General features: G+C 35.0%; 8 protein-coding genes. 5 read left to right on the forward strand and 3 right to left on the reverse strand.

Going from position 1 to position 14,959, the window contains the following annotated elements; translation table 11 throughout:
- The first annotated feature begins 46 nt into the window (after positions 1–46).
- Positions 47–1,225: an acetyl-CoA C-acyltransferase gene (locus E5167_RS14820; protein ID WP_136844947.1), complete on the forward strand. Its 1,179-nt coding sequence runs from the start codon at positions 47–49 to the stop codon at positions 1,223–1,225.
- A gap of 7 nt (positions 1,226–1,232) precedes the next feature.
- Positions 1,233–1,982, forward strand: coding sequence for a C40 family peptidase (locus E5167_RS14825; RefSeq protein WP_136844948.1), 750 nt, complete (start codon positions 1,233–1,235; stop codon positions 1,980–1,982).
- Positions 1,983–2,035: 53 nt separating this feature from the next.
- Here the strand turns inward: E5167_RS14825 and E5167_RS14830 are convergent, their stop codons facing one another.
- On the reverse strand, positions 2,036–3,313 hold the full coding sequence (locus E5167_RS14830; RefSeq protein ID WP_136844949.1) for a tetratricopeptide repeat protein: 1,278 nt from the start codon (positions 3,311–3,313) through the stop codon (positions 2,036–2,038).
- Positions 3,314–3,330: 17 nt separating this feature from the next.
- Positions 3,331–5,865 (reverse strand): DNA gyrase subunit A, encoded by a 2,535-nt coding sequence (gyrA, locus tag E5167_RS14835; protein WP_136844950.1) that lies wholly within the window; start codon positions 5,863–5,865, stop codon positions 3,331–3,333.
- A 261-nt stretch (positions 5,866–6,126) separates the two neighbouring features.
- Between gyrA and E5167_RS14840 the strand changes: the two genes are divergently transcribed.
- The 3 genes from E5167_RS14840 to E5167_RS14850 all read left to right on the forward strand — a co-directional run bounded on the left by E5167_RS14840 (position 6,127) and on the right by E5167_RS14850 (position 9,452).
- Positions 6,127–8,676 carry an ATP-dependent Clp protease ATP-binding subunit gene (locus tag E5167_RS14840; protein WP_136844954.1) on the forward strand — a complete coding sequence of 850 codons (2,550 nt, stop codon included), beginning with the start codon at positions 6,127–6,129 and terminating at the stop codon, positions 8,674–8,676.
- Between the two features lie 79 nt (positions 8,677–8,755).
- Complete coding sequence (locus E5167_RS14845) at positions 8,756–9,127, forward strand: hypothetical protein (protein WP_136844951.1); 372 nt, start codon at positions 8,756–8,758, stop codon at positions 9,125–9,127.
- The gene (locus E5167_RS14850) at positions 9,120–9,452 is read left to right on the forward strand and encodes a TraR/DksA family transcriptional regulator (RefSeq protein WP_136844952.1); all 333 of its coding nucleotides are present in this window, start codon (positions 9,120–9,122) and stop codon (positions 9,450–9,452) included. Before E5167_RS14845 ends, E5167_RS14850 begins: the two co-directional genes overlap by 8 nt.
- A 163-nt stretch (positions 9,453–9,615) precedes the next feature.
- Here E5167_RS14850 and E5167_RS14855 read toward each other — a convergent pair whose 3' ends face one another.
- The gene (locus tag E5167_RS14855; protein ID WP_211242160.1) at positions 9,616–14,904 is read right to left on the reverse strand and encodes a T9SS type A sorting domain-containing protein; all 5,289 of its coding nucleotides are present in this window, start codon (positions 14,902–14,904) and stop codon (positions 9,616–9,618) included.
- Positions 14,905–14,959: the final 55 nt, after the last annotated feature.

A 14,959-nucleotide genomic window follows, 5' to 3' on the forward strand; every position in this document is an offset into this window, starting at 1 on the left:
TTCTAAATTTTAATTAATTTCGCAACAAATAAAATTATAAAGAAAAATGAATAAAGAGGTTGTAATCGTATCGGCTGCCAGAACACCAATAGGAAGTTTTTTAGGAGCCTTATCTACTATACCAGCTCCAAAATTAGGAGCCATTGCCATAAAAGGCGCATTAGATAAAATTAATCTTAATCCAGAATTGGTAGAAGAAGTTTTAATGGGTAATGTGGTTCAAGCAGGTACTGGACAAGCACCAGCTAGACAAGCTGCCATTTTTGCAGGAATTCCAAATACTGTTCCTTGCACTACAATTAATAAGGTATGTGCTTCAGGAATGAAAGCTGTTACACAAGCTGCTCAATCTATTGCTCTTGGTGATGCAGACATCATTATTGCTGGTGGTATGGAGAATATGAGTTTAATTCCTCATTACTACCATGCACGTTCTGCAACAAAGTTTGGTCCAGCTACATTAATTGATGGTATGCAAAAAGATGGTTTGGTCGATGTTTACGATAACCATGCCATGGGTGTTTGTGGAGATGCTTGTGCTACGAAATATAAGTTTTCACGCGAGGAGCAAGATGCTTATGCCATGCAATCATATAACCGCTCTGCTCAGGCTTGGGATAACAATAAATTTGATAACGAAGTAGTGCCTGTTGAAGTCCCACAACGTCGTGGAGAACCAGTAATAGTGGCTAAAGATGAAGAATATACTAACGTAAAAATGGAAAAAATTCCTGCTTTACGTCCTGCATTCACAAAAGAAGGAACCGTAACTGCTGCCAATGCCTCAACTATTAATGATGGTGCTGCTGCTATGGTATTGATGAGCAAAGAAAAAGCAAATGAATTAGGCTTAACACCTATAGCGACAATTAAAAGTTATGCTGATGCTGCACAAGAACCATTATGGTTTACTACTGCTCCAGCAAAAGCTTTGCCAAAAGCATTAGCAAAAGCGAATATCAGTATTGGAGATGTTGACTATTTTGAAATCAATGAAGCATTTTCAGTAGTTGGATTAGCCAATATGAAGATTCTTGGTTTAAAAGATGATAACGTAAATGTAAATGGTGGTGCTGTGTCATTAGGACATCCATTAGGATGCTCTGGAGCCAGAATTATCATTACTTTAATTAATGTGCTAGAACAAAATAATGCAAAAATTGGTGCCGCAGCTATTTGTAATGGCGGTGGTGGTGCATCTGCTATTATTATTGAACGCAATTAAATATTAGATGCAATACGGAATCTGTAATTTAAGCATTGTTCCTTTGCGTTTTGAAGCAGCTGATGCTTCAGAACTAGTCTCGCAAGTGATTTATGGTGATTTTTTTAAAGTTCTTGAAAAACGAAAAAAATGGAGTAAAATTCGATTAGATTTTGATGGTTACGAAGGTTGGATTGATAATAAACAATACCAGGAAATAACAGAATCTGATTTTAAAAAATTACAAACAAGTATTCCTGTTTACGCATTAGATTTAGTTGAATTTATCCAAAACACTAAAAAAGAACTATTTCCAATTCCGTTAGGAGCATCTCTAAATGGATTGCAAATATTAAATCATGAACATGATGGAAATACTGTAAAATATGTTCAACAAAAAGAAAACATTTTAAATACTGCTTTCTTTTATTTGAATGCACCTTATTTGTGGGGAGGTAAAACTCCGTTTGGAATTGACTGTTCTGGTTTTACTCAAATGGTTTATAAACTCAATGGTTATAAATTATTAAGAGATGCTTCACAACAAGCTACACAAGGTGAAGCATTAAGTTTTATAGAAGAAAGTGAGCCAGGTGATCTTGCCTTTTTTGATAATGCCGATGGTAATATTATTCATGTAGGCATTATCATGAAAGACAACTATATTATTCATGCACATGGAAAAGTAAGAATTGATAGACTTGACCATACTGGCATCTACAATAATGACTTAAAAACCCATACTCATAAATTACGAGTAATTAAAAAAATTATATAAAAAAAGCCGTTTATAAATAAACGGCTTTTTAATTATTAAATCTATTTCTTAGACTAATTCTCGTTTTTAATAGTCTCTACTTTAGCCTTCATCGCTTTAAAATTATCATCATCTCCAAGAGCACTATAAATATTCATTAAAGTTGTAGCGGCATTTATATCTTTTGGGTTAAATTCTAACACCTTAGATAGATAAGGCACTGCTTCTTTATAAAGGTTTTGTCTATGTTCCTTTAGTTCGTCATATTTTTTATTATCAGCAGCAGAAGTACCTAGAGCATTCATTTCGTCAACAATTCCTTTTTCTTGATCAAGAATAAGTACTGCCATATTCATATATGCATTTGTATATTCTGGGTCAATTTCTATAGCTCTATTGTAGTACTTTTTTGCAGCTTCAAAATCATTGTTATCTGCTGCATTAACCCCTAAATTAAATACTAATACAACATTGTTAGGATCTAATTCTAAAGCTTTGGCTACTGCTTGGGCATATTTAGTATTGTCTCCCATTTTTCTATATAACTCTGCTTCTACTAGAATCAAACCAGTATCATTTGGATTTGTTTTTTTTGCATTATCTATTGCAGCAATAGCTTTTTCATTCTCTCCTTGATTAACATAAATCAAAGCTACATTCTTAGCTATTTCCCCAACCTTAGACTCCGTTTTTACATCTTTAGGGTTAGAGTGTGTTTTTTGCCTTACAGATACATCTCGCATTGCACTACTTGGAAAAGCTTGTTCTTCACCTGTGGCTACATCAGTAGCAACATATTGGGTCGATATTCCTGTGTAACCAATGTCTGCTAATTCAGCATATATCCTTAATGCTGCATCATAATCTTTTCCACTTACTGATGATGTTGCTGCATTATACAAATACAAGGTATCCATTGGTGATACTCTATATGCTTTTTCAAAACTTGTACTTGCCAAAGCATAATTTTGATTTCCATAAGCTGTGGTTCCTTTTTGAACCAAAGCATTACCCATTTCAATTTTTAATTGATTTGCTTCATCTGAATAAGTTTTTTTTCCGCTATTTGCCTCAACCTGAGATAACATTTTAAAACTTTCTAAAGCAGTGTCTATATCACTATTACTACCTGCGCCTTTAGCATAAAATGCTTGACCTTTTAAAAAGTAAAATTTTGCTTTTGTTTTATCGTCCATAGCAGACATTAAAGATTCTGCGGCACTAATAGCAGCTTTAGCATCTGAGAAGTTACTACTTTTTATAGCTTTTTCTGCGGTTTTTAATTCTTTCTTCTGAGCGAAAGAAAAAGTACCAATCATTAAAGCTAATGCTAATACAACCTGTTTTTTCATTTTTAATTGTTTAAATATTAATTGTTGTTTTCTGTTTCAATATTATCAAGAGTTGTGCCATCATTTGCTGAAGCGTCTGTTTTAGGTGTTTCAGAATCATCAACATCATCTTCATCATGCATAACTTTAGCAACAGCTGCAATTGAATCGTTGTTTTTTAGATTAATAAGCTTAACACCTTGTGTAGCACGCCCCATAACTCTTAAATCTTCAACTGCCATTCTAATAGCAATCCCAGATTTGTTGATTATCATTAAGTCATCTTCATCACTTACATTCTTGATAGCTACTAAATTACCTGTTTTTTCTGTAATTGAAATGGTTTTAACTCCTTTTCCTCCACGATTGGTAACTCTATAATCTTCTAAGCTTGAACGTTTACCATAACCGTTTTCTGAAACGACAAGTATATCGCTATCCATATCATTAACAGCAATCATGCCTATAACTTCATCTGTATTTTCATCTTGAAGCCTAATTCCACGAACACCAGAGGCGTTTCTTCCCATAGGACGTGTTTTTGCCTCTTCAAAACGTATGGCTTTTCCTGATTTTAGTGCCAACATCACTTGACTTTCGCCAGTTGTAAGTTTTGCTTCTAAAAGCTCATCGCCTTCCTTGATCGTTATTGCATTAATACCATTTGTTCTTGGTCTAGAATATTGTTCTAATGAAGTCTTCTTTACCTGACCTTTTTTAGTTGCCATGATTACATAATGATTATTAATGTAATCTTCATCTTTTAAATCTTGAGTACAAATAAATGCTTTTACTTTATCGTTTTGCTCAATATTTATAAGGTTTTGAATGGCTCTTCCTTTTGAAGTTTTACTACCTTCTGGGATCTCATAAACACGCATCCAGAAACATTTTCCTTTTTGAGTGAAGAACAACATGTATTGGTGGTTAGTACCAACAAATAAATGTTCTAAGAAATCTTCATTTCTTGTGGTTGATGCTTTTTGTCCAACACCTCCTCTATTTTGAGTTTTATATTCTGTAAGGGATGTTCTTTTAATATAACCTGCATGAGATATAGTAATAACTACTTTCTCGTTTGGTATCATATCTTCAATACTTAAGTCGCCACCAGCATATTCAATAACCGAACGACGCTCATCACCATATTTTTGCTTAACTTCATGAAGCTCTTCTTTAATGATATCCATTCGACGCTCTTTCTTTTCTAGAATATCTTTTAGATCTTCAATGGTAATCATTAATGCATCATACTCTGCTCTTAGCTTGTCTTGCTCCAAACCTGTAAGCTGGCGTAAACGCATTTCAACAATAGCTTTGGCTTGAATTTCAGTAAGCTCAAATCTATCTATTAACTTTTGCCTGGCTTCATCTGCATTAGCAGAGGCACGTATTAAGGCTATTACTTCATCAATATTATCAGACGCAATAATTAATCCTTCAAGAATATGCGCTCTTTCTTCAGCTTTACGTAATTCGTACGTGGTTCTTCTTACAACAACTTCATGACGATGTTCTACAAAATAATGAATCATATCTTTTAGATTCAACATTTGTGGACGACCATTTACTAGTGCAATATTATTAACACTAAACGATGATTGTAATGCAGTATATTTATAAAGCTTATTTAATACAATGTTTGGTATAGCATCACGTTTTAAAACATACACAATTCGCATACCATTTCTATCTGACTCATCACGAATAGTAGCAATGCCTTCAAGTTTTTTATCGTTAACAAGATCGGCCGTCTTTTTAATCATGTCTGCTTTATTGACTTGATAAGGAATTTCAGTAACGATTATGCATTCGCGACCTTGAACTTCTTCAATAATTGCTTTACCTCGCATAACTACACGACCACGACCTGTTTTAAAAGCCTCTCTTACTCCATCATAACCATAAATAATACCACCTGTTGGAAAATCTGGTGCTTTTATATGTGTTATAAGTTCATCAATTTCAATGTCGTTGTTATCGATATATGCAATGATACCATCTACAACTTCAGATAAGTTATGAGGTGGCATATTAGTTGCCATACCAACAGCAATACCAGATGCACCATTAACTAATAGTCCTGGAATTCTTGTTGGAAGAACTGTTGGCTCTTTTAGTGTGTCATCAAAGTTTAATTTATGATCGACAGTTTCTTTGTCAATGTCTGCCAACATGTCCTCAGAAATTTTGCGCATACGTGCTTCTGTATAACGCATTGCTGCAGGACTGTCTCCATCTATTGAACCAAAGTTTCCTTGTCCATCAACTAACATGTAACGTAAACTCCATTCTTGAGCCATACGCACCATAGTATCATACACCGATGTATCACCATGTGGATGATACTTACCAAGTACTTCACCAACTATTCTAGCGGATTTTTTGTGTGCTGTGTTAGACTTTACACCTAATTCATGCATGCCAAAGAGCACACGTCTGTGCACTGGTTTTAAGCCATCTCTTACGTCTGGCAATGCACGTGACACAATGACTGACATTGAGTAATCAATGTAAGCCGATTTCATTTCATCTTCAATATTTATTGGAATGAGTTTTTCTCCTTCTGCCATAAATAAATTTATTAGTTTTTGTAGGTTTTCAAATCGAGCTAATATAACAATTTTGTTAGTCCAACAACTACGAAAACAAGGCTTTTTTAAGACTTTTTATCAACAATATTTTGGGTGGTTTTGGTTAATAACTATAGTAAGTTTTGTTTTGATTTATAAGACTTTTTATTGTCTTTTAACCTAACAAACTATAATTAAGGTATAGTTTTTGCCTTTATACAGTAGTTTTTATTATTTTTAATGCAGAAAGGAACCAAATTTATGGACGATAATTTTTCACCAAGAGTAAAAGATGTAATTGCATATAGCAAGGAGGAAGCATTGCGTTTAGGTCATGATTTTATTGGCACTGAACATTTAATGCTTGGTCTGTTACGTGATGGAAATGGGAAAGCAATTGATATTTTAAGTGCTTTAGAAATTGATTTAAATCATCTAAGAAGAAAAGTAGAAATACTAAGTCCTGCTAACCCAAATATTGCGACAGCATCTAACGAAAAGAAGAACCTACATTTAACAAGACAAGCAGAACGTGCTTTAAAAACTACGTTTCTGGAAGCTAAACTATTTCAAAGTACTTCCATTAACACAGCACATTTACTGTTATGTATCTTAAGAAATGAGAATGACCCAACTACAAAACTATTAAACAAACTTAAAGTGGATTACGATAACGTGAAAGACCAATTTAAATACATGATTGCAAACGATGATGACTATATAGAGTCTCCAAAGGCAGAATCTTTTTCTGATGAAGGCGACACACCTGAAGGAAGTTCTAAAGAAAATCCGTTTAATCAACCAACAGGAAAAGGTGCCAAAAAGTCAAAAACACCAGTTTTAGATAATTTTGGTAGAGATCTTACTGCTTTAGCAGAAGAAGGCAAACTCGATCCTGTTGTTGGAAGAGAAAAAGAAATTCAGCGTGTATCTCAAATATTGAGCAGACGTAAAAAGAACAACCCACTTTTAATTGGTGAACCTGGAGTTGGTAAATCTGCCATTGCCGAAGGTTTAGCTAATAGAATTGTGAGTAAAAAAGTATCTAGAATATTATTCAATAAACGCGTAGTAACTTTAGATTTAGCAAGTTTAGTTGCAGGTACAAAGTATAGAGGACAATTTGAAGAGCGAATGAAAGCAGTTATGAACGAGCTTGAAAAAAATGATGATATCATTTTATTTATTGACGAGATTCATACTATTGTTGGCGCAGGTGGTGCTACGGGAAGTTTAGATGCATCAAACATGTTTAAACCAGCCCTTGCAAGAGGAGAAATTCAATGTGTGGGTGCCACAACACTAGATGAGTATAGACAATATATTGAAAAAGATGGTGCTTTAGAGCGTCGTTTTCAAAAAGTAATTGTAGAGCCAACAACCGTTGTTGAGACTATTGAGATTCTAAACAACATTAAAGGAAAATATGAAGAACACCATAATGTTGAATATACACAAGAAGCTATTGAAGCTTGTGTAAAGCTAACAAATCGCTATATGACCGAACGTTTTTTACCAGACAAAGCTATTGATGCTTTAGATGAAGCTGGTTCTAGAGTTCATATCACCAATATAGATGTACCCAAACAAATACTCGAGTTAGAAAAACAACTAGAAGATGTAAAAGAAACTAAAAACTCCGTTGTAAAGAAGCAAAAATATGAAGAGGCTGCAAAGCTTAGAGACGATGAGAAACGCATAGAAAAGAGCCTCGCTGAAGCGCAGGCAAAGTGGGAAGAAGACTCAAAATTGCATCGAGAAGTAGTTACAGAAGATAATGTTGCTGATGTCGTTTCTATGATGACTGGAATTCCTGTAAACCGAATTGCGCAAACCGAAAGTAATAAACTTGCCAAATTACCTGAGTTAATCAAAGGTAAGGTTATTGGTCAAGACGAAGCTGTTAGTAAAGTAGTAAAGGCCATACAACGTAATCGTGCTGGATTAAAAGATCCAAACAAACCCATTGGTTCGTTTATATTTTTAGGTCAAACAGGAGTGGGTAAAACACAGTTAGCTAAGGTGTTAGCGCGTGAATTATTTGACAGTGAAGATGCTTTGGTTAGAGTGGATATGAGTGAGTATATGGAAAAATTCGCAATCTCTCGTTTAATCGGCGCGCCTCCTGGTTATGTCGGTTACGAAGAAGGTGGTCAATTAACCGAAAAAGTAAGGCGCAAACCATACGCTGTTGTATTATTAGATGAAATAGAAAAAGCACATCCAGATGTATTTAATATGCTATTACAAGTATTGGATGATGGATTCTTAACCGATAGCTTAGGTAGAAAAATTGATTTTAGCAATACTATTATTATAATGACCTCCAATATTGGTGCAAGAAAGCTTAAGGACTTTGGTTCAGGTGTTGGTTTTGGTACAGCTGCACAAAAAGCACAAGCAGGCTCTCACGCAAAAGGTGTTATTGAAAATGCTTTAAAGAAAGCTTTTGCCCCAGAATTTTTAAACAGAATTGATGATGTTGTCGTATTTAACGTTCTTGAAAAAGAAGATATTAATAAGATTATTGATATCGAATTAGAAAAACTACTTGCTAGAATTAAAGAACTTGGTTATACCCTAAAATTAACCAAAAAAGCTAAAACTTTCATTGCAGATAAAGGGTTTGACCAGCAATATGGAGCACGTCCTTTAAAAAGAGCCATTCAAAAATACATTGAAGATGCTTTAGCTGAAGAAATCATTGTATCTAAGATTCATGAAGGTGATATTATCACTATGGATTACGAAAAAGATGCATCCGAATTAACTGTTAAGGTTAAACATTCAGAAAAACCTACTGAATCGTAGAACATTTTTTTTTAACAAAAAACTCCGCTCACTAACAAGCGGAGTTTTTTATTATATTAATTTTTAATTAATTTTAGTTATGTTTAAATCACTAAAATATTCCTTTTGCACTATTAATGTCTATAATAGTTTTGTTATTTCTTCAATAAATGAAGGCTTTCACTTAACGCCTGACAAGAACAAGGTTTTAGAAGAAATAGCAAATGATTATTTCAGTAATAATCCCTTTGCCTATATATCACATAGAAAACACTCTTACTCTGTTGATCCTTCTATTTACTTACAAACATCTAAAATAAAAAACTTGATTGGTATGGCTGTGGTTGCTGAAGTTCCACTAGCAAAAGGTAACGCACAAATTGAAAAGCTATTTTTAGATAAACCTTTTGAAATATTTTCAAGTTTAGATGATGCGATAAAATGGGCAAAATCTTTAACAGCTGATGAATAGTGAGGAATTAAAACATATTGAAGAAAAAATAGCAGCAGAAATATTAAAAACTAAAGCTGCAATATTGCATTACAAAGAACTCACAAAACCCATAGCTCCCGAAAATGCTATAGGAAGAGTATCTCGAATGGATGCCATAAACAATAAAAGTGTTAATGAAGCTGCTTTAAAAAAAGCAGAACAAAAACTTAAAAATCTACAGATTGCATTATCTAATATAAGTGATGTAGATTTTGGTTTATGCTATAAATGCAAAAACTCAATTCCTTTAGGTAGAATTTTATTAATGCCACATACGCATTATTGTGTGCATTGTGCAAGTTAGTATAAACTGTCATTGCGAACATAAGGAAGCAATCTCATGATACAACCTAATGATTAAGCAGGTTACTTCAGTCGTATCTCCTTCGTAATGACGCATAAAAAAAAGGAGTCATGAAAATGACTCCTTTTTGGTTTATATGATAATTACTTATCTATTCAAGACATTAATTTCCTGATGTCGCAACAACCTTTTTGGTCATTGTTCCTTGACTTGTAATTACTTTAATATAATACATCTGGTCTGAACCGTTAATGCTCAATGGCATTGTAGCATCAGTACCTCTCATGTATGAAGCATCATCTTTGCTTAATACTAGCATACCTTTTGTATCATACACTTCTACTTTTACATTAGTATCAAAATCGAAGTTGTAAGCAATGGTTACTTCTCCATTAAATGGTACTGGGTACGCTCTGAAGTCTACTGTTGTATCAACCCCTGAATCGTAATCGTTTGCAGATGACGCCGAGGAGCTATCTACTATACTCCAAGTATAAACTACACTACACAAGTCACTTTCGTTGCCACAATCGTCTGTAGCTGTAAACGTTCTAATCTTCATATAATTAGTAACTCCTGGTTCTGGTACATCACCTATACAATCTACTCTTAGAATTTTACAATTTAAATTATTTTGCATGTAATTAGTTTCATTCCAGTTGGCATCACAATCTGGGAATTCATTATTATTTTGAGAATTCTTAAAGGCAATTAATTGTCCATTCAATCGTAATACCCAATCATTTAATGACTCCACAGGGTTCGAATCAGGGTTATCTACACCTTCCTCAAAAGTTAATGTATAAGTACCTTGCCCTGTAACTACTGGTGTGTAATTAGCTTGAGGCCCAGAGCTTCCAACTACAGTAGTTGTACCATCCCACACAAACGTTGTAAAATGATAACTAGTAGGTCCATTTTGACATGTGAATTTATACACTGATCCTGGATCATTACTACCAGGTGCTCCTGGTACATAGGTACTATCGTCAGTATCCACATAAGTTACTACTGGATCAGGATCACAATTATCAGTCGCCGTAATATCAGCCTCAACAGCAAATATTGGTGTTTCGGTTACTTCGCCAAAATCAACATCGTCTGGACAGTTAACTATCACTGGTTTTGTCTCATCATTAATAATAATCTTCTGTGTTACCTCTATACTATTTCCACAAGCATCTTCTACCTTATAAATTCTGGTAATAATCTCTGAACAACTACCATTATCACTCTCGTCCTTCACCCATGTTACGGTTGGTGTACTACAGTTATCATCGGCATCCGTAACTACTGTTGCATCTGGATTTGGTACATCATCTGAACACTCTACATTGATATCTGATGGATTACTTGCTGTTGGTTTAGTAGCATCCTTAATCGTAATAATCTGTGTTCTTGTTTCTGCTGCATTACCACAAGCATCGGTAACATTCCATGTTCTGGTGATTGTACCATTACATGCATCACCTTCTAAAGCACTGTCTTCTCCTTGTACACTTCCGCCTGCATCACAGTTATCTGTCCAGTCTAAACTGGTCATTGCTGGTACGTCTGCTAAACATGATACTATAATATCTTTTGGTGCAGAAGCTAATACTGGATTAGTAACATCCTTAATAATAATCTTCTGTGTTACCTCTATACTATTTCCACAAGCATCTTCTACTTTATAAGTTCTGGTAATAATCTCTGGACAACTACCATTATCACTCTCGTCCTTAACCCACGTTACGGTTGGTGTACTACAGTTATCTTCCTCATCCGTAACTACTGTTGCATCTGGATTTGGTACATCATCTGAACACTCTACATTGATATCTGATGGATTACTTGCTGTTGGTTTAGTAGTATCCTTGATTGTAAATGTTGCTGTAGTAGTTATTTTGTTTCCACACTCATCTTGTGCTGTAAACGTTACTACTGCAGACCCTGAATTTCCACAGCTTTCAGATAATCCCGTAAAATTATTAGTCCATACTAAGTCATTTGCTGCTGTACAATTATCACTAGCTGTTGCACCTCCATTTGATGCTAACCAGGCATTTAATGCTTCTAAATTAGGGTTGCTTCCAGCTTGTGTAAGCGTTTGTTCATTATTAACTGATCCCTTAGTATTTGTCATTGGGTCTGCCCATGCAAAATCTGCTCTCTTATTACCAGCACCTATTAACTGCAATGAACCATCACTTGAAGTTCCGCTACCTTCTGAAACTCCTATATCAGTAGAATTCATTCCGTTAGCAGGTCCATCTAGAGCTGTAAAACTACCTTCATAACTGATAAATTCAATAACATCTGATCCATTTACTAATGCAATTCCATCCGGAGCACCATTTTGGATTCCTGAATGGTCTGCAGTATAGAAGTTAAATCCAGAATTTGTACTTTGATAACTCAACGACTTTGTTGCATATGATGTACCATTACTACCATTATAAAGTACTAACTCGTAGCCAGAGGCATCAAAATTAGCAACCACTTCAACAAACTCATTTACATCTCCTCCAGTATTATCATAATGAAGTTCATTGATCCATACTTGAGCTTCAACATCCTCAGCAGTTACACATTCTACAGTCTTATCTGCAGCAGCTATTTCTATAACAGGATTTGTCGTATCCTTAATAGTAATTATTTGAGTTCTAGTAACCGCTTCATTACCACAAGCATCTTTAATATTCCATGTTCTAGTAATAGTACCACCGCATGTATCACCTACTAATTTTCCGTCTTCACCCTCAACCGTTCCACCACCTTGGCAATTGTCAACCCAATTTAAGCTAATCATTGCTGGTACATCTTCAATACATTGCACTGTAATATCTTCAGGAGCTTCATCAATTACTGGTGCAACATCGTCAACTAATCTAAAGAACTTATTATATTCTTGAGTTGTATTACCACAATTATCTTCAACAGTATATGCAATTGTAAATACAACTCTACAAGCATCTCCTCCTTTGACTACAGATGTAATATTAAACTTAATATCTCCAGCAGGTGTGCAATTATCTGTTGCATCAGCTAAGGATAAATTAATATCTGTAATACCAAAAATGTTAAATGTTTCGTCTTGAGTAAGTGTTTGCCCTTCAGTTAGACCTAACTCAACATCATCAGGACAAGTAACACCTGGATAATCACTCATATTAACTGTGTAAAGTTTATATGGTTCATTTACTTCAGGAGCCGATTGATCTCTACCTGTATATATTACTTTAAATGTTGGGTAAGCGTTTCCACACTCATCCGTTACTGTGTACTCAAATGAATTTAACCAATTACAATCTGTTCCAGATCTGTGAATATTCTTAACAACATTAATACCACATGAATCATGGAATAATTCTTTAATCTCAGCCTCAGATGGTCCCTCATAAGTATCTTTACAAGCATCTAAATTGCTCATGTCACTTGGAATTGTTCCAACTAATACTGGCGCTGTATTATCTTCTCCACTAAAGTGCTGATCGAAACTGTAATCGTTTCCACACTCGTCCGTTACTGTGTATGTATAATGAAATGCCCACTTACAGCCATCTTCTGTGATATGTAATTCAGACTTAGCTGTTAACTTATCTGAACAGTTATCTTCAAATAACTTTAATACTGAATCGTCGTCCATTGCTGGGTTAGCTTCTAAAGCATCTGCTAAACAAGCATTGATTCCGCTATCACCTTTTGGTAATTCTTCTCCTGCAATTAAGTTTGGCATAGTTTGATCAGATCCCCAATACGTTACCTTCACAGTTCCATCGTAAATGTTATCACACTTATCTTTGATTTCATATACGAACTGTACTGCCCAGTCACAAGTAGAATCACTTATTGTAATAGTATCTACTAATGTAGCGATTGCCGATCCACAGTTATCACTAAATTGTGCTGCGATATCGTCTAATGATGGTGCAGCCGGTGGCTCACATGCATCTACATTACTTAAGTTGAATTGTCCCACATTTCCTGTATAAACTGGAGCCATAGTATCTTCAATTGTAATTTTTTGTACATCTGTAGTTACGTTTCCACAGTCATCTGTAGCTTTCCAAGTTCTTGTTACTATAGTTACACAAGATCCTTTATCTGTTTCATCTGTATATGTGACATCTACTTCTCCACATGCATCCCAAGCTTGTGCCATACCTGCATCTCCATAAGGAGAAATATCGTACTCGCACTTCTCATCGTAAGTTGTGTAGTAATCTGAAGGGATACGCATATTTGGTGCAGTAGTATCAACGATTCTGAACTCAGCAGACGTTGAAGAACTTAAACCACAATTATCTGTTACTGTAAATGTTACAGTTACTCTTCCTGTGTTTCCACACTCATCACTTAATCCTTTTCCATCGTAATCGTTTGTCCAAGTTAAAGACTTATCACATAAGTCCATTGCTTGAGCTCCACCGTTAGTATGTAACCAATGCTCAAATGGTGAATGAGGGTTTATATCTCTATCACAAGTTGTATCATTATAACCACATTCTAATTCCAAATCCATGGCTTCTTGACCAATCATTGGGCTTAACGTATCTTGCACATGGAATGATGCTGTTGTTGAGGTTTTATTTCCGCACTCATCTGTTGCTGTAAAAATTACTCTATATTCAGTATCACATGAATCTCCATACACGTTTATATCTTTAGTCCATTTAACATTTGAACATCCATCAGTTGCTGTTGCTCCTCCATGATTGTTTAACCACATTTGCAAATCATAAGCATTAGTTCCTTGCGGAATACCGTTAGCATCTTCTGAATCATTTTCTAGTTCTTTCCAGTAATCTACAATAGAGCCGTCGCACTCAACAATCATATCTGATGCTGGTGTCATTTCTGGTGCGATACTATCTTCAATTGTAAATGTAGCTGGTAAATCAACATCGTTTCCACAAGCATCTGTTACTGTGAATACTACATTGATGTGTCCTGTATAAGTACTACATCCACCTTCTAAATATTGTGAAATATCAAAATCTTTAGCTTTTGGATCTGCTGGGAAGCTATTGCTCCAAGTTACTCCTGAACATTCGTCCTTTGCAGTTGCTCCTCCATTATCAGCTAACCAATCTTGGAATTGCTCTAAGTTTCCTGATCCATCACATACTACAGTTTTGTTATAAGCTGGAGTTGTTTCTGGATCTACAGTATCTACTATTCTAAATGTAGCGTATGTTTTGGAATTATTTCCACAAGCGTCCGTTACTGTAAATACTACAGTCTTCTCTCCTGTTTCTCCACAACCATCACTCATTGGCTTACTTTCTGCATCGTTTGTCCACACTAAATCTTCAGTAGCTGTACAACTATCAGACGCTTTTGCACCACCATTGTTAGCCAACCAGTTCATGTAATCTTCTAAGTTTCCTTCACCATCACACTCTACTTCTTTATATTTAGCTGCTGTTAATATTTTTGGATTTTCATCATCAAAAATAGTTACTGTCATACTTTCGTTGATGGTACGACCACAGTTATCTGTAAATGTATATGTTACCACAAAT

Source organism: Pontimicrobium aquaticum (assembly GCF_005047595.1).
Taxonomy (GTDB): Bacteria; Bacteroidota; Bacteroidia; order Flavobacteriales; family Flavobacteriaceae; genus Pontimicrobium; species Pontimicrobium aquaticum.

Excerpts from the sequence above, each read along its gene's own strand:
- E5167_RS14820 (WP_136844947.1), top strand. The coding sequence starts at position 47 with ATGAATAAAGAGGTTGTAATCGTATCGGCTGCCAGAACACCAATAGGA.
- E5167_RS14825 (WP_136844948.1), top strand. The coding sequence starts at position 1,233 with ATGCAATACGGAATCTGTAATTTAAGCATTGTTCCTTTGCGTTTTGAA.
- E5167_RS14830 (WP_136844949.1), bottom strand. The coding sequence starts at position 3,313 with ATGAAAAAACAGGTTGTATTAGCATTAGCTTTAATGATTGGTACTTTT.
- gyrA (WP_136844950.1), bottom strand. The coding sequence starts at position 5,865 with ATGGCAGAAGGAGAAAAACTCATTCCAATAAATATTGAAGATGAAATG.
- E5167_RS14840 (WP_136844954.1), top strand. The coding sequence starts at position 6,127 with ATGGACGATAATTTTTCACCAAGAGTAAAAGATGTAATTGCATATAGC.
- E5167_RS14845 (WP_136844951.1), top strand. The coding sequence starts at position 8,756 with ATGTTTAAATCACTAAAATATTCCTTTTGCACTATTAATGTCTATAAT.
- E5167_RS14850 (WP_136844952.1), top strand. The coding sequence starts at position 9,120 with ATGAATAGTGAGGAATTAAAACATATTGAAGAAAAAATAGCAGCAGAA.
- E5167_RS14855 (WP_211242160.1), bottom strand. The coding sequence starts at position 14,904 with ATGACAGTAACTATTTTTGATGATGAAAATCCAAAAATATTAACAGCA.